Raw genomic sequence first — 14,567 nt, forward strand, 5'->3', positions numbered from 1 at the left:
TCGCCGCGTACGTACACCTACGACGCGTTCATCACCTACAACGCGAGGGCGGACTCTGAGCTCGCCCCAGCCGTCCGGCGAGTTCTTCACCGGCTCGGCCGACCGTGGTACCGGCCGCGGGCTCTCCGAGTGTTTCTCGATACCGCCGAAATGGCCTTCGAGGAGAGTCTTCCAGTGGCGATCACCGAGGCCCTCCTCGATTCGCGCTACCTGATCCTGCTGGCCTGTCCGGAGTCAGCCGCGTCCGTCTGGGTCGGCAAAGAGACCGCGATCTGGCTCGAGCACCGCTCCGCCGCGGACATCGTCGTGGTCGTGACCGGCGAAGAGGAATTGGTCTGGGACGAGTCCGCGAACGTGCTGACCGGGCCGGCGCTCTCCGAGCCGGTCCGGACAGCGATCACCGCGCAGCCGCGGTGGGTCGACCTTCGCTGGGCCAAGCACGAGGAGCACGGCGCCGATCACCCGGGATTCCGGGACACGGTCGCCGAGATCGCCGCGCCGCTGCACGGCATGTCCAAGGTCCAGCTCGTGGGCGAGGACCTCCAGCAGCAGCGACGTTCCCGCCGCATCGTGCGGACCACGATCGCGGCGCTGGTCGCTCTCGTGCTCGTCATCGGTGGGCTGGCCCGGTACGCGGTGGAGCAGCGTGACACCGCTCGCGGGCAGACCGCCCGCGCGGTGTCGCAGCGCGTCGCGGTCCGCTCCGACGAGGTTCGATCCACCGACCCGTCGCTCGCGGCGCAACTCGCGCTGGCGGCCTACCGAGGTTCGCCGACCACGGAAGCGGCGAGCAGCATGCTCACCGCGGTCAGCACGAGCCTGGACTCCCGCGCGCTCGGTCACGCGTCCGGGGTGACGGCGGTCGCGGTCAGCCCGGACGGCGCCGTCGTGGTGACCGGAGGACTCGACGACGCCCTCCGTTTCTGGGTGCGGGGACGTACTGGTGGGCTCACACTCGCCGCTCGGCGCACCGCCGGCGTGCTGGGAGTGTCGGGATTGACGTTCGCACCGACCGGCCGCCAGCTCGCCGTAATCGGAACGACCGGGGTTCTGACGATGGTCGACGTCCGGGTTCCACGCCTGCCGGCCGTCGTGGCCACCGTGCGGACCCGACACGCCCAGATCTTCGACGTCGTGTCCGGCGCCGACGGCGTGGTGGCGACGGCGTCCAAGGACGGCACCGTTCTTCTCTGGGACGTCCGAACACCATCTCGCCCGATACTGCGTCACACGCTCTCCACCGGGCGGTACCTCGGTGGCATCGACCTGGCGGCGGACGGTCGCACCCTCGCCATCGCCTACCGCGGGGCGACGCCGAGGATCGAGCTGGTCGACGTGGCCCGAGGCCGCACCACGAAGACGCTCCCGGTACCTGTTGACACGTCCGATGACGTGCTCGCCCGGTATTCCCCGGACGGTCACCAGTTGGCCGTGGTGTTCGACCACGCGTTCGGTGTGTTCGATCTCGCCGGTGCCAATCCCCGGTTCACGCCGCTGCCGACCGTGCACGCGGGCCAGATCACGGTTCTCCGGTTCAGTACCGACGGCAGCCGGATCGCGACCGGTTCGCAGGATCACCTGGTCGTGCTCTGGGATGCCCACCGGCTGCGCGCTCTCCTCAAGCTGGCGCATCCGGCCCTCGTCACCGACCTGGTGTTCGTGCCGGGGAGCACCACGGTGGTGACGGCGGCCGACGACGGCGCCGCGCGGGTCTGGGATCCTGATCGCCGACTCACCACGACCGAGACCGGACCGATCTGGGCCATGGCTCGCAGCGCCGACGGCCGCCTGCTCGCCGAGGCAGGGTCGGATCGGTCGGTCGTGCTGTGGCGGGTCGTGCCCGGGCGGCCGATCGTCGAGATCGGGCGGATCAGCGGCCTGCCCGGCCGGGTCGACTCGCTGGCTCCGACCCCCGACGGGCGCCGGGTCATCGTCCACTCGGCCGTGACCGAAACCAGCAGCCGCGTCCAGGTGTGGGACGTCAGTCATCCAGCGAGCCCGGCGCTGATCACCACGCTCGGCGTTCACGACGTCAGCGCGGTCGCGCTCAGCCCGGACGGCACCACCCTGGCGACCGGACACCATAACGGCGCCGTGCGCCTGTGGTCCGCGTCCGACCTGCGAGGCTCCGCGCCGAAACAGAGTCTCCTGCTGCCGCTCCGGTCATCACCGGTCTGGACCCTCAGGTTCAGCCCGGACGGCCGGCAGCTGGCGGCCGCGAGCAAGGAACGCGCGACGTACCTCTGGACGGTCGCCACGCCGGAGGCGTTTCCCCGAATGGTTCCGTCGGCCGACGATTCGGCGACGGCAGTCGCGTTCAGCCCGGACGGTAGATACCTGGCGACCGGGGCACCCCAGCACGACGTCCAGATCTGGGACGTGGCGACCGCACCGTACCGCGGTCCGATCGCTACGCTCCACGGGCACACCGACGGCATTTATGCGCTGGCGTTCAGCCCGGACGGACGGACTCTGGTGAGCGGCGGGCGCGATCACACCGTGATCGTCTGGGACGTCGCCGACCTACGGGCCCCGGCGCTCCGCGCCCGACTGACGTCACCGGGCGGTGAGGTGGCGGCGCTGGTGTTCCTCGACTCCCACACGGTGGCGGTCGCGGACCAGACCGTCCGGCTCGTGGAGACGAGCCTCGCCCGCGCGTCCAGTCTGGTCTGTGACTTGGCCGGGGACGGGCTGACCGCGGCCGAGTGGCGGGTCTACCTGCCCGAGTGGACGTACGACAAGCCGTGCTGATACCTCGCCGCGGACTCTCCGCCCTGATTCTGGTTCTCGCCACGGCAGTGATTCCGGGCGGAGCGGGCACGTCGCCGCACTTGCCGGCCAGGTACACCGATGCCCAGCAGACCGTCGACGCGGCCCGGACCGCCCTGCTCAGCACCGCCGGTGTGCGGGTCGTCGGCGTCGAGGAGTACCGAGGGCGCCGGATCGATGCCGACTACCGGTTCGGGCCGCACGAATGCCAGGCGTTCGGCCGGATGGAGGCCGGAGGCTGGGAGGTCCGCCGGGTCGACGGAAGCACGTTCGTCCGCGTCGATGCGGGCATGCTCGTCGCGAACGGGCTTCAGGACCGCGCCGCCGAGTTGGTCGGAGGACGATGGCTGCAGGTGACGGCCTTGGTGCCGAAACTCCCGGGTGCCGATGCGGTGACCCTGGACGGCCTCCTCCGGACGTTGCCGTTCGACGCGCTGCGCGGCGGGCGGGTGGTCCCGGTCGCGTTCCGGGGCGAGGCTACCGCGATGGTCGTCGCCTCCTCCGGCGCTTCCATGCTCGTCCATGTCGGGACCGATCCGTATCCGATCCGGATCGTGGTACCGGCTGCCGGTACCAGCTACGAGTTCCGGAGTTACGGCGAGGCTCCGCACGTCGTCGCTCCCGCTGATGCGTTCGACGTCACCGGTTTCCACGATGTCGATGGGAACTGAGTGGTGACGGGTCGGTCCGCGGCCCGGATCCCATGACACCAACCCGCAGCTCTTCGGCCCGGACCGGATCGATCTGTGGAAACGTCAGACCGGCCGCAACCCGGGAGGTCCGCATGACCACTCCGCGCACCGTCACGATCGACGGCGCCGCCGTCGAGACCGCGAAACACTTCGACGTCGTCAACCCCGCCACCGGTACCCCGTTCGCCGAGGCCCCGGCCATTTCCGAGAACCAGCTCGACGCGGCCGTCCGCGCCGCCGACGCCGCCTTCGGCACCTGGCGCCGCGACGAGGGCGTCCGCAGGCAAGCCCTCCTCGACGCCGCCGACGCGGTCGACAAGGCCCGCGACGAGCTGGCCGCGATCCTCACCACCGAGCAGGGCAAACCGCTCAAGGAGGCGGTCGCCGAGACGTACGCGGTCTCGATGTGGCTGCGCTACTACGCGTCCCTCGAGCTCGCCCCGGAGATCGTCCGCGACGACGCCAAGGGCTACGCCGAGGTGCACCGCCGTCCGCTCGGCGTCGTCGGCGCGATCACGCCCTGGAACTTCCCGCTGACGCTGGCCATGTGGAAGATCGCGCCGGCGTTGCGGGCCGGCAACACCGTCGTCGTCAAGCCCTCGCCGTACACGCCGCTGGCCACGCTGAAACTCGGCGACGTCCTGCGCGACGTGCTGCCCCCGGGCGTCCTCAACGTGATCAGTGGCCCGGACCCGCTGGGCGCGAGCCTGACCGCGCACCCGCTCGTCCGCAAGATCAGTTTCACCGGGAGCACCGCGACCGGGAAGAAGGTGGCGGCCGCGGCCGCGACCGACCTCAAGCGGGTCACGCTCGAGCTCGGCGGGAACGACCCGGCGATCGTCCTGCCGGACGCGCCGATCCAGAAGCTCGCGCACTCGCTGTTCTGGAGCGGTTTCATGAACAACGGCCAGGTCTGTCTGGCCGCGAAGCGGCTCTACGTGCACCGCGACCAGCACGACGACCTGGTCGACGCGCTGGCCGACCTGGCCCGGACCGTGCACGTCGACGAGGGCACGGCCGAGGGCGTCGAGCTCGGCCCGATCAACAACAAGATGCAGTTCGACCGCGTCTCCGGCCTGGTGGAGGATGCGATCGCGCAGGGCGCGACGGTCGCGGCCGGTGGCGCGCCGCTGGACCGCCCGGGGTACTTCTTCGCCCCGACGATCCTGACCGGTCTGTCGGACGGTGTCCGCATCGTCGACGAGGAACAGTTCGGTCCGGCCCTGCCGGTCCTGGTTTACGACGACGTCTCCGACGCCGTCGCCCGCGCGAATCGCACCAGCTACGGCCTCACCGCCTCGGTCTGGTCGGACGATCCGGACGCCGCGGCGGCGATCGCCCTGGAGCTGGACGCCGGGCAGGTGACCGTGAACTCGCACGGCACCGCGGTGACGCCGGATCTGCCGTTCGGCGGGCACAAGTCGAGCGGGATCGGCGTCGAGAACGGGCCGTGGGGGCTGCTCGGCTTCACCGAGATCCAGGTCCTGGCCGGGCCGTCCCGTCAGAAGGCCTGACCGGCGCGGTGACGGCGGACGCGTCCGCCGTCACCGCGCGGCAGCGATCGCCGGAGGCCCGGCCGGGACGCCGATCGGGAGCGAGACCTCGACGGCGTAGCCGCGGTCGCCGTCCGGGCCTGCGGTCAGGTGACCGCCCACGCTGGCCGCGCGTTCACGCATGCCGACGAGTCCCCGGCCGGTCGAGAGTGCGCTGACCTGGCCGCCGGCCGGGACCTCGTTGCGCACCACGAGGTCCAGCGTCCCGGCGCACCACCCGATCCGGACCCGGATCGCCCGCTCGGGGTCGCCGTACCGGGTCGCGTTCGTCAACGCCTCCTGCACGATCCGGTACGCGCACAACCCGACGCCCGCATCCAGCGGCACCGGTGCGCCGTCCTCGGCCAGCACGACGCGGCGCCCGCTCAGCCGCACCTGCTCGACCAGCACCGGGACGTCCTCGATCCCGACCGGCGCGGACGTGGGCTCGGGTCGGTCGTCGGACGGCGCCAGCACCGCGAGCATCCGGCGCAGCTCGACGACCGCCTGCTGCCCGAGCGTGCCGACCGCGTCGAGCGCGGTCTCGGCCCGGTCCTGGTCGACCCGCAGCACCCGGGCCGCTCCGGCCGACTGCAGCATCATCAGCGTCACCGTGTGGGCGACCACGTCGTGCAGGTCCCGGGCGATCCGGCGACGCTCGGCCTCCACCGCGTCGGCGGCCGCGCGCTCGGCGGCCAGCACCCGTTGCCTCCGGGTCCAGGCGACCCACCGTCCGGCGCCGAACACCGTGAGCGTCAGCAGCGACGAGAGCACGCCCGCGACGACCAGCGCGTCGGTCCGGTCGGCGGGCGCCGCCGACGCCCGCTCGGTGACCGCGGCGATCGCGACCGGGCCGGACATCGCGGCGAGCGCCAGGCCGGCCCGGAGCGGGCCGGTCCGGCTCGCGACCGTGTAGAGCGCGACCAGCAGGCCCAGCGTCGGCACGTACACCGGGGCCATCGCCCAGGCCAGCAGCGCGTGGCCGAGCAGGACCAGGAAGACGGTCCCGGGGAACCGGCGGCGCCAGACCAGCGCGGCGCAGCCGGCCGCCGCGAACAGCGGGACCCAGGGATCGGCGGCGGACCCGGTCGGCTGCCAGAACGCGGCCAGATCGAGGACGCACGCGCCACCTGCGAGCGCCGCGTCCAGCAGGAGGGGCCGGTTCGGTCTCACAACCACCACAGCCCCCGGCACTCGCACTTCGGGCTGATCCGGCACCAGATGCCGCCGACCCCCGCGGCGGTGTCGCGGAGTTCGAACACCGGCCAGGTCGCCCGGGTGTCGATCTCCCGGTCCCGCACCGGGCCGAGCACGCCGGCCACCGGGAGCGTGCGGACGCCCTCGGGAACCGCGTCGGCGGCTTCCAGCGCGGTCCACAGGTCGGGGTCGACGCCCAGCGCGGTCTCGATCCGGGTGAGGTCGGTCCAGCGGTCGCTCGGGGTGAGCAACGACGGGTGGGTGAGTGTCAGCACCGCGACCTCGGTGCCGGGCGCGTTGTCGAGTCCGATCACGACGGCGGTCCTGATCCGCAGGCGCTCGACCGTGCCCGGCCCGGACGACCCGGCCGCCGCCAGCAGCACCTCGAACGGGGTCGAGTCGTCGAGCCACCCGGTGGGCCCGGGTACGGCGACGGTGTCCGGCGACAGCAACACGCCGAACGTCACATGTCCGTCGATCGGGTCGGCGACGTGCGCTCTCTGAATAGAGACGACAGGTTCGCAATTATCACGGACCACCATGCGAAGGCTCCTTCTCAACCTTGCGAATGGGAGACCAGTGTGGAACGGAGCCGCCGCGAATGCCTACCGTGTATTCCCTGAAATTGCGCCGCTAGGGCCGGGACGGAACCGTCACCAGGCCACTCTGATAAGCAGCCACCACAGCCTGGGCCCGGTCCCGCAGACCCAATTTCGTGAAAATGCGGCCCAGGTGCGTCTTGACCGTGCCTTCTCCGACGTGCAGCCGCGCGGCGATCTCGGCGTTCGTCAACCCGTGGGCGACCAGGATCAGCACCTCCCGCTCGCGGCCGGTCAGCCGGGCCAGTTCGGCCGGGGTACGCAGCGCCGGCTCCGGACGGGCGGCGAACTCCCTGACCAGGCTCAACGTCACGGCCGGGTCGAGCCACCCGCCGCCGGCCGCCACCTCGCGCACCGCCCGTACCAGTTCGGTCGGGGCGGCGTCCTTGAGCAGGAACCCGGACGCGCCCGCCCGCAGCGCGTCGAACACCGCGACGTCCACGTTGTACCCGGTCATCATCAGCACCTTCACCGGCCGGCCGGGGTCGGCCGAGAACGCGTCGGCGGTGATCAGGCGGGTCGCCTCGACGCCGGTCAGGCCGGGCATCGAGACGTCCATGAGTACGACGTCGGGCTGGAGCGCCCGGACCATCTCGACGGCAATTGTTCCGTCCTCGGCCTCACCGACAACGTCCAGGTCGGCTTCGGTGGCCAGCAGCATGCAAATACCGGATCGCACCAATAATTGATCGTCGGCCACGATGACCCGAACCGTTGTCATTGGTCCCTCGCCCTGATGTCCGCCCGTATGCCTGTGGTCATACGGCAAAGATCGGCTTTCGGCCAGACGTCGGAGACGCGTCGCCCCGCAAATGATTGCCTCCGTCGGCGAGGACTCGCCGAGAACCACGAATCCCTTCCGGAGGAATCGACATGTCGAGCAAGTTCCAGTCTCTCGAGGTACCGGCGGCCGCGCTGAACGGCAGCATTTCCGCGCAGGTCCTCGACCCGGGCTCCCAGCCCACCGAGATCGTCACCGGCAGCTCCGCGTGGCAGATCGAGGTCGAGTGGGAGATCCGCGGGTTCCTGGTGCCGTCGCTGGCCGGGACCTGGCGCGTCCAGACCGCGTTCGACCCGGTGGGTCCGGGCGCCGGCCAGCTGTTCCCGGCCGCCCCGCAGAACGTGACGCTGACGCCCACCAACGGCAACTACCGGGTGGTGTTCAACCTGGCGAACGCGATCCCGAACGGCACCTACGAGGTCGTCGTCAACCTGAGCTACGTCACCGCGGCCGGGACGCCCGGGCGCATGGCCGGGCTCGTCGAGCTCGGCACGGTCGTCGTTCAGGCCTGACCCATCGCCGGGCGGCCCGGGCCACCTGGCCCGGGCCGCGCGGCCCCTGCGCAGAAAGGAAACCATCGCCGTGTTCGGCCAACGCGCCACCGCGTTCTGGACGGTCGTCGCCGGCATCATCGCGATCCCGTCCTGCCTGATCGGTCTGCTCCAGCTGGGGATGCCGGGAGGCGCCCCGGCGGCGACCACGAGCGCCCCGCCCGCGGTGCACGACACGTACTCACCCGCGTCCGCCGCGACGTCGGCCACCGCGATCACCGTGACGTTCTCGGACGACCTCACCGACGGAGCCGCGGAGGAGACGATCGCGATCTCGCTCAACGGCGAGCAGCTCCCGCAACTGCACGCCTCGACGTCGAACCCGCAGGCCACCACCGAGGTCACCGCGGCCACTGAGGGCACGATCGGGTACGTCGCCGACGCCGAGATCTACTGGTACGACAGCGGCGGCGTCCTCCGGCGGACCGCCGCGACCGGGCGGGGCGAGATCTACCTGGCCGACGGAGCCGAGATCGCCGTCTACCTGCACGAGGACGGCAACGGCGGCTACACGCTCTCGCTGGACACGGTGTCGTAAGCGGCCCGCGCCGCGTGGACCTCGCCGATGTGCGTCTCGGCCCAGGTCTTGATCGCCCGTTGCAGCGGCAGCAGGCTCTGCCCCAGCGCCGTGAGCCGGTAGTCGACCCGCACCGGGACGCTCGCCGTCACGGTGCGGGTGACCAGGCCCTCGCGCTCGGCCTTCCGCAGCGTCTGGGTGAGCATCTTCTGGGTCGCGCCTGCCACCACCGCGCTCAGCTCGCCGTGCCGGAGCGGCCCGCCGGCCAGCGCGCTGATCACCAGCGTCAGCCACTTGTCGCTCAGCGTCGCCAGCACGTCGTGCCCCGGGCACTCGGCGAGGTTCGCGTTGTACTCGCGGCGCTGCTCGGCGCGCCGGGCGGCCGCGCTCGTCGTCGGCATCAGGACCTCCCGCGATCCCTAGGCACTTCCGAGTGCCTTCTTACCCGGCCGGACCGACATTTCTAGCGTCGAGCGCATGAGAACCGCGCTGCTGCGCCGCTTCGGCGGACCCGAGGTCATCGAGTTCGCCGACGTCCCCCGCCCGGAGCCCGGGCCCGGACAGGTCCTGGTCCGCGTCGCGGCGGCGGCCGTGAACCGGATCGACCTGTCCACCCGCGACGGAGCGCTCGCCCGGGCCGGGCTGCTGGCCCCGGCGCCCGCGTACGCTCTGGGCTGGGACGTCGCCGGGACGGTGACCGCGACCGGTCCGGGCGTGGCCCGCTTCGCCGGCGGTGACGCGGTGATCGGCCTGCGGGACGTGCTCTCCGCGCCCGGCACGTACGCCGAGTACGTCGTCCTCGACGAGGGCGCGCTGGCCCCGGCACCGCGTACCGTCCCGCTCCCCGCTGCCGCCACGCTGCCGCTGATCGGCCTCACCGCCGATCGGTCGCTGGCCCTGACCGGGCTGGGTCCCGGGGGGATCCTGCTGGTGACCGGCGCCGCGGGCGGCGTGGGTGGGCTCGTGCTGCAACTGGCCGCGGCCCGCGGGATCCGCACGGTCGCGCTGGCCCGCCCACGTGACGAGGCGCTCGTGGCCGGGTTGGGCGCGACCTGGTTCGTCCCGCACGGAGGCGCCGCTGAGACCCAGGCTGAGGTGGAGACGGTGGCGGCCGCCGTGCGCCGGGTGGTTCCCGGCGGGGTCGACGCGGTGATCGATGCCGCCGTGCTCGGGGTTCCGGCCCACGAGGCGCTTCGCGGTGGCGGGGTCTTCGTCACGCTGGTCGCGCCGTTCGCTCCGCCGCCGTTGCGCGCCACGCGCGTCGTGGTCCAGGAGGTGTTCGCGGACGGCGCCCGGCTGGGCGAACTGTCGGCCCTGGTGGACGCCGGGCAGCTCACGCTCGCCGTCGCGGACACCTACCCCCTCGACCGGGCGGCGGACGCTCATCGGCGCCTGGCCGCGGGCGGGCTGCGCGGCCGGTTGGTGTTGGTTCCCGGGCACTGACCCCGAATCGCTGCGGCGGCGGGCGTCACCGCCGATGCTGGATCCGTGTCGGAGAAATGGCTGGTCGGCGTCGTCGCCCTGGTCGCGGTTCTGGCCATGGCCGGCGGTGCCGCGCTGGGCGTCGTCCTCATCGGTCACAGCGGGCCGCCACGGCGCGCGGGGCACCCGTCGCACCCGGCGTCCGGACCGGTCGAGAGCGACTTCGTCGCGATCGGATCCGTGCCGCGGACGGCCGCGCCGCCGGCGGCGCGGACTTTCCGGGTGCGGTGCGGGAACAACGAGAACGGTCACTACAACCCGGACAACATGATCGTGACGCCGGGGATTCGGAACGGGTCGCACCACCTGCACGACTACGTGGGGAATACGACGACGTCCGCCTCCTCGACCGACCTGAGCCTGGCGACCGCGCCCACGACCTGCGCGGACCGGACCGACCGGTCGGCGTACTTCTGGCCGGTGCTGCGAGACCGGACCGGGACCGACCGGCTCCACCCGGGCGAGTCCGCGGCCGACCGCAACACCGGCCGGGTGCTGAGGCCGCAGGTTCGAATCACGTTCTCGGGCAACCCGCGGTCGGACGTGGTGGCGATCCCGCGGTTCCTGCGGGTGATCGCCGGTGACGCCAAGGCCTACACGAACGGCGGCGGCAACGCGCACGCCCAGTTCACCTGCGCGGGATCGACCGACCGGATCGCGACCGAGAAGTATCCGCTCTGCCCGGCCGGCTGGGGCGTGACCCGGATCCTGGAGTTCCCGAGCTGCTGGGACCAGCAGAATTTGGACAGCGCGAACCATCGGGCGCACGTCGTGTACCCGTCGGCGGCCGGGGTGTGCCCGCGCGGAACGGCGGCGATTCCGAAGCTCATCTACACGCTGACGTACGACGTTCCGCCGGGGGCGTCGTATGCGGTCGATTCGTTCCCGAGCCAGCTGAGGAGTCCGATCAGCGACCATGCGGATTATGTGAACGTGATGTCGTCGAAGTCCACGGCGCGGGTGGTGGCCTGCCTGAACGGCGTCGGCCCGTGTTGAGCGGCCCGAGCTGGCCTTTCGGGGTGCCAGCCGGGAGCGCTGGTGCGCTCGCCGGCCCTCGGGGCGATCAGGGTCAGTACGAGTAGTCCCAGCAGTCGTTGTGGTGGCGACGCTTGTGGTGACGCCGGCGCGGGCGGCAGTAGTCGTCGTAGTCGTTGCCGCAGTAGTCGTACTCGTAGTCGTAGCAGCCGCTCATGATGTCCAGCCTCCGAGAGTTCGTGGTGGGGTGTGTTCCCCGTGTGCCATCAGCGTGCCGCTGATCCTTGGTGCGCTCGATCGGCTGGGAAACCCCCGGACTGTTCAGTTCAGAACAGAGCGGCCAACTCTGCGGTAATCGAGTGCCGGCCGGTCCGGCGATCAGTGGGCGCGAGTGGCTGCGCCGCGCGTCGGCGACGTCCGGCCACGGGGTTCGCGGCTCGGCCATCTGTGGCCGGGCACCGTTGCTCGGGTCCAGGAAGAGCCCCCGGCAACTCGGCGCTGCTCGCCGGGCGCGGCGATGACATGCTGGCCGCATGCTCAAAGGGATCGATCCGCTGCTCAACGGCGACCTGCTCAAGCTCCTCGACGAGATGGGCCACGGCGACCAGCTCCTCGTCGCCGACCGCAACTACCCGGCGTTCGCGTCCGGCCGGCCGGTGGTCCGGCTCGGCGAGGCCGGGTCCGTGCGCGCGCTCACCGCGATCCTCTCCGTCTTCCCGCTCGACGCCTTCGTCGGGCATCCCCTCGAGCGCATGGAGGTCAAGGACGACCCCGCCCTGACCACGCCGGTCCAGGACCAGGCGCTCGACCTGGCCCGCGCCACCCATCCGGTCCCGCTCGAGTACGGCGTGATCCCACGACACGATTTCTACCGGCGCGCGGCCGGCGTCTACGCGGTCGTCCACACCCTCGAGGACGCCCCCTACAGCTGCTTCATCCTGCACAAAGGCGTCGTCTTCCCGCCCGGAATGCCGGAAGACGGGAGCTGAGTGGCAGGATCGGGGACATGCCGAACGAAGCGCTAGCGGCCGCCGTCGACGCCGTGATCCCCGGAGCCCTCGCTGACCACGCGCGTCTCGTCCGCATACCGAGTATCTGGGCCGACCCGGCGCACGCGGCCGACACCGAGGCGAGCGCGGCGCTCGTCGCCGAGCTCGCCGGAGCGCTGGCGCCGGAGAGCGTGCAGATCCTGCGCGCCGACGGCGGCGCACCCGCCGTCGTGGCCCGGTGGCCCGCGCCGGAGGGCACGCCGACCGTCCTGCTGTACGCGCACCACGACGTGCAGCCGACCGGCGACCTCGCGGCCTGGACCTCGCCGCCGTTCGAGCCGGCGACGCGAGACGGCCGGATCTACGGCCGCGGCGCGGCCGACGACAAGGCCGGGGTGCTGACCCACCTCGCGGTGCTGCGCGCGTTCGAGGGCCGTCCGCCGGTCGGCGTGACGCTGTTCGTCGAGGGCGAGGAGGAGTCGGGTTCCCCGACCCTGCCCGCGCTGCTGCGCGAGCACCACGCTCTGCTCGCGGCCGACGTCATCGTCATCGCGGACGCGGCGAACCCGAGCGTCGACGTGCCCGGTCTGACGACGAGCCTGCGTGGCCTGGTGGACGTGGTCGTCGAGGTGTCGATGCTCGAGCACCCGGTGCACTCGGGGGTGTACGGCGGCCCGGTCGGCGACGCGCTGACCGCGCTGTGCCACGCGCTGGCCAGCCTGCACGACGAGAAGGGCGAGGTCGCGGTCGCGGGCCTGCGCCGCAACGACGGCACCGACGCGGCCGCCGTCGACATGCCCGAGGACACGTTCCGGTCCGAGGTCGGGCTGCTCGACGGCGTCGACCTGCTCGGCTCGGGCACGATCGCCGAGCGGGTCTGGCAGGCGCCGGCGATCGCCGTGCTGGGGATCGACGCTCCGTCGGTCGCGGCCTCGTCGAACGTGCTGCTGCCGCGGGCCAGGGCCGCGGTCAGCCTGCGGCTGGCCCCCGGTGAGGACGCGCCGGCCGCGCGCGAGCTCCTCTCCGAGCACCTGCGGACGCACGTGCCGTGGGGCGCGCAGGTCACGGTCACGCCGCACTCCGGCATCGCCGAGCCGTTCAGCCTGGACTCGACCGGCCGGGTCTACGACACGGCCCGTACCGCGTTCGCCGACGCCTACGGCAACGCGGTCGTGGAGTCGGGCATCGGCGGGTCGATCCCGTTCATCGCCGAGTTCGCGCGGACGTTCCCGGGCGCGACCGTGCTGGTCACCGGGGTGGGTGACCCGGCCAGCCGCTGGCACGGCATCGACGAGAGCCTGTCGGTCGAGATGTTCCCGAAGGCCGTGCGGGCCGAGGCGTTCCTGCTGGCGGCGCTCAGCGCCGGGTGATGGCCGCCAGCGCGAGGTTCAGGCAGTTCGCGGTGCCGGGTTCGCCCCAGTACTGCGAGTGGCTCAGGATGCCCTTGCGGCTGATCAGGTTCGACCAGGTCAGCCGCTCGTCGGTGTAGCGCTCGTTCACCGGGGCGAGCCCGGCGACCGGCTTCGGGTTCTCGGTGCCGAAGTCGTCGCCGTCGACGAGGTTCGAGCCGAGGATGTCGGCCGCGATGAAGATGTTCGTCCAGCGCAGGCCGGGAACCCGCTCGACCCGGTCGTCGATGTAGTGCGGGTAGTAGAGGCGGGCCAGGTCGATCGGGCACCCGACCGTCGTCAGGGTCTTGACCGCGGTGTGGCGGGCGTCGATCGTCGGGTGCAGCGACGCGGGTGGGAAGAGGAAGTCGAGCGCGACGAGCGCGCCCATGCTGTACCCGAGGACGTGCACGTCGCGCGGGGCGGGACCTTCGACGAGGCCGTCGAGGACCGGCAGGAACTCGTGGTTGACGGTCGCGGACCGGGTCTCGTGGTCGGCGTACTCCAGGATCGACTGGAGCCAGTCCGCGGACCGCTGGATGAGCCGGACGCCGGTCGCGTACAACCACCCGGCGAGGCCGGCCAGGCCCAGCGTGAGCACGTCGGGGGAGTCCGGCGTGCTCAGAGCCCACCACAGGTCGAGGCCGGCGATGACGACGGAGAGCACCAGCACACCGACTCCGGCCAGGCCCAGCAGCGAGTGGACCCGGGCGACGCCCCGTTTGGCCTTACCCTGGGCGCGGAGCCAGAGCGTGAGCGCGCGCACCGCGTAGCCGATCGAGACCATCAGCCTCCAGGCCGCGGACCAGAGCGTGAAGCCGCCGATCGCCGGGAGCGCGAAGCCTTTGCGGTAGTCCAGCAGTGAGACGTCGAGGACCGGGCCGCGGTCTTTTTCGGTGATGCGCCAGGTCTCGGAGAGGCCGGGGCCGGGGTTGGCGAGCGATTCGACGTGGAACGTGCCCGGGCCGTTGGTGAGGTCCTCGGCGAGCAGGGCGGCGACCCGGGCGGCCGAGTTGCCGGGGGAGGCCGAGATCAGCGCGGGGACGAACAGGAGGATCGGCGGGAGCGTGTGGTCCGGTTCGGTCATGACCGGCC

General features: G+C 72.0%; 15 protein-coding genes. 9 read left to right on the forward strand and 6 right to left on the reverse strand.

Going from position 1 to position 14,567, the window contains the following annotated elements; genetic code table 11:
* Positions 1 to 174: 174 nt before the first annotated feature.
* From FL583_RS27220 to FL583_RS27230, 3 genes are all read left to right on the forward strand, one after another.
* On the forward strand, positions 175 to 2,751 hold the full coding sequence (locus tag FL583_RS27220) for a WD40 repeat domain-containing protein (RefSeq protein ID WP_170323886.1): 2,577 nt from the start codon (positions 175 to 177) through the stop codon (positions 2,749 to 2,751).
* 80 nt (positions 2,752 to 2,831) lie between these two features.
* Positions 2,832 to 3,440, forward strand: a complete 609-nt coding sequence (locus FL583_RS27225) for a hypothetical protein (protein WP_142707687.1) — start codon at positions 2,832 to 2,834, stop codon at positions 3,438 to 3,440.
* 113 nt (positions 3,441 to 3,553) lie between these two features.
* Positions 3,554 to 4,975 (forward strand): aldehyde dehydrogenase family protein, encoded by a 1,422-nt coding sequence (locus tag FL583_RS27230; protein ID WP_142707688.1) that lies wholly within the window; start codon positions 3,554 to 3,556, stop codon positions 4,973 to 4,975.
* A 30-nt stretch (positions 4,976 to 5,005) separates the two neighbouring features.
* Here FL583_RS27230 and FL583_RS27235 read toward each other — a convergent pair whose 3' ends face one another.
* From FL583_RS27235 to FL583_RS27245, 3 genes are all read right to left on the reverse strand, one after another.
* Positions 5,006 to 6,166: a sensor histidine kinase gene (locus FL583_RS27235; protein ID WP_142707689.1), complete on the reverse strand. Its 1,161-nt coding sequence runs from the start codon at positions 6,164 to 6,166 to the stop codon at positions 5,006 to 5,008.
* Positions 6,163 to 6,732, reverse strand: a complete 570-nt coding sequence (locus tag FL583_RS27240; protein WP_142707690.1) for a hypothetical protein — start codon at positions 6,730 to 6,732, stop codon at positions 6,163 to 6,165. Before FL583_RS27240 ends, FL583_RS27235 begins: the two co-directional genes overlap by 4 nt.
* Positions 6,733 to 6,823: 91 nt before the next feature.
* Positions 6,824 to 7,510 (reverse strand): response regulator, encoded by a 687-nt coding sequence (locus tag FL583_RS27245; RefSeq protein ID WP_142707691.1) that lies wholly within the window; start codon positions 7,508 to 7,510, stop codon positions 6,824 to 6,826.
* Positions 7,511 to 7,662: 152 nt separating this feature from the next.
* On the opposite strand from FL583_RS27245, the gene FL583_RS27250 reads away from it, so the two are divergent.
* Together FL583_RS27250 and FL583_RS27255 are read left to right on the forward strand one after the other, a co-directional pair.
* Entirely contained in the window at positions 7,663 to 8,082 is a 420-nt protein-coding gene (locus tag FL583_RS27250) for a hypothetical protein (protein ID WP_142707692.1), read from the forward strand.
* 70 nt (positions 8,083 to 8,152) lie between these two features.
* Entirely contained in the window at positions 8,153 to 8,659 is a 507-nt protein-coding gene (locus FL583_RS27255) for a hypothetical protein (protein WP_142707693.1), read from the forward strand.
* On the opposite strand, the gene FL583_RS27260 is transcribed toward FL583_RS27255, so the two are convergent.
* Complete coding sequence (locus FL583_RS27260) at positions 8,629 to 9,039, reverse strand: winged helix-turn-helix transcriptional regulator (protein WP_142707694.1); 411 nt, start codon at positions 9,037 to 9,039, stop codon at positions 8,629 to 8,631. The genes FL583_RS27255 and FL583_RS27260 overlap by 31 nt on opposite strands.
* 76 nt (positions 9,040 to 9,115) lie before the next feature.
* Between FL583_RS27260 and FL583_RS27265 the strand changes: the two genes are divergently transcribed.
* Both FL583_RS27265 and FL583_RS27270 read left to right on the forward strand, forming a co-directional pair.
* A complete protein-coding gene (locus FL583_RS27265) occupies positions 9,116 to 10,081 on the forward strand; it encodes an NADP-dependent oxidoreductase (protein ID WP_142707695.1) in 966 nt (321 codons plus the stop codon).
* A 45-nt stretch (positions 10,082 to 10,126) separates the two neighbouring features.
* Positions 10,127 to 11,116, forward strand: coding sequence for a DUF1996 domain-containing protein (locus tag FL583_RS27270; protein ID WP_205752490.1), 990 nt, complete (start codon positions 10,127 to 10,129; stop codon positions 11,114 to 11,116).
* Between the two features lie 73 nt (positions 11,117 to 11,189).
* Here FL583_RS27270 and FL583_RS42540 read toward each other — a convergent pair whose 3' ends face one another.
* On the reverse strand, positions 11,190 to 11,312 hold the full coding sequence (locus FL583_RS42540; RefSeq protein ID WP_276611642.1) for a hypothetical protein: 123 nt from the start codon (positions 11,310 to 11,312) through the stop codon (positions 11,190 to 11,192).
* Between the two features lie 316 nt (positions 11,313 to 11,628).
* On the opposite strand from FL583_RS42540, the gene FL583_RS27275 reads away from it, so the two are divergent.
* Complete coding sequence (locus FL583_RS27275) at positions 11,629 to 12,084, forward strand: RbsD/FucU family protein (protein WP_142707696.1); 456 nt, start codon at positions 11,629 to 11,631, stop codon at positions 12,082 to 12,084.
* Between the two features lie 17 nt (positions 12,085 to 12,101).
* The gene (locus FL583_RS27280) at positions 12,102 to 13,454 is read left to right on the forward strand and encodes a dipeptidase (protein ID WP_142707697.1); all 1,353 of its coding nucleotides are present in this window, start codon (positions 12,102 to 12,104) and stop codon (positions 13,452 to 13,454) included.
* Here FL583_RS27280 and FL583_RS27285 read toward each other — a convergent pair.
* Positions 13,441 to 14,559: a hypothetical protein gene (locus FL583_RS27285; protein WP_142707698.1), complete on the reverse strand. Its 1,119-nt coding sequence runs from the start codon at positions 14,557 to 14,559 to the stop codon at positions 13,441 to 13,443. The genes FL583_RS27280 and FL583_RS27285 overlap by 14 nt on opposite strands.
* Positions 14,560 to 14,567: the final 8 nt, after the last annotated feature.

Origin of the sequence: Cryptosporangium phraense, from assembly GCF_006912135.1 — a bacterium.
In the GTDB taxonomy this organism is placed as follows: Bacteria; Actinomycetota; Actinomycetes; order Mycobacteriales; family Cryptosporangiaceae; genus Cryptosporangium; species Cryptosporangium phraense.

Coding starts and splice junctions, on each gene's coding strand:
- FL583_RS27230 (WP_142707688.1), top strand. CDS start 3,554: ATGACCACTCCGCGCACCGTCACGATCGACGGCGCCGCCGTCGAGACC.
- FL583_RS27240 (WP_142707690.1), bottom strand. CDS start 6,732: ATGGTGGTCCGTGATAATTGCGAACCTGTCGTCTCTATTCAGAGAGCG.
- FL583_RS27245 (WP_142707691.1), bottom strand. CDS start 7,510: ATGACAACGGTTCGGGTCATCGTGGCCGACGATCAATTATTGGTGCGA.
- FL583_RS27250 (WP_142707692.1), top strand. CDS start 7,663: ATGTCGAGCAAGTTCCAGTCTCTCGAGGTACCGGCGGCCGCGCTGAAC.
- FL583_RS27260 (WP_142707694.1), bottom strand. CDS start 9,039: ATGCCGACGACGAGCGCGGCCGCCCGGCGCGCCGAGCAGCGCCGCGAG.
- FL583_RS27265 (WP_142707695.1), top strand. CDS start 9,116: ATGAGAACCGCGCTGCTGCGCCGCTTCGGCGGACCCGAGGTCATCGAG.
- FL583_RS42540 (WP_276611642.1), bottom strand. CDS start 11,312: ATGAGCGGCTGCTACGACTACGAGTACGACTACTGCGGCAACGACTAC.
- FL583_RS27275 (WP_142707696.1), top strand. CDS start 11,629: ATGCTCAAAGGGATCGATCCGCTGCTCAACGGCGACCTGCTCAAGCTC.
- FL583_RS27280 (WP_142707697.1), top strand. CDS start 12,102: ATGCCGAACGAAGCGCTAGCGGCCGCCGTCGACGCCGTGATCCCCGGA.
- FL583_RS27285 (WP_142707698.1), bottom strand. CDS start 14,559: ATGACCGAACCGGACCACACGCTCCCGCCGATCCTCCTGTTCGTCCCC.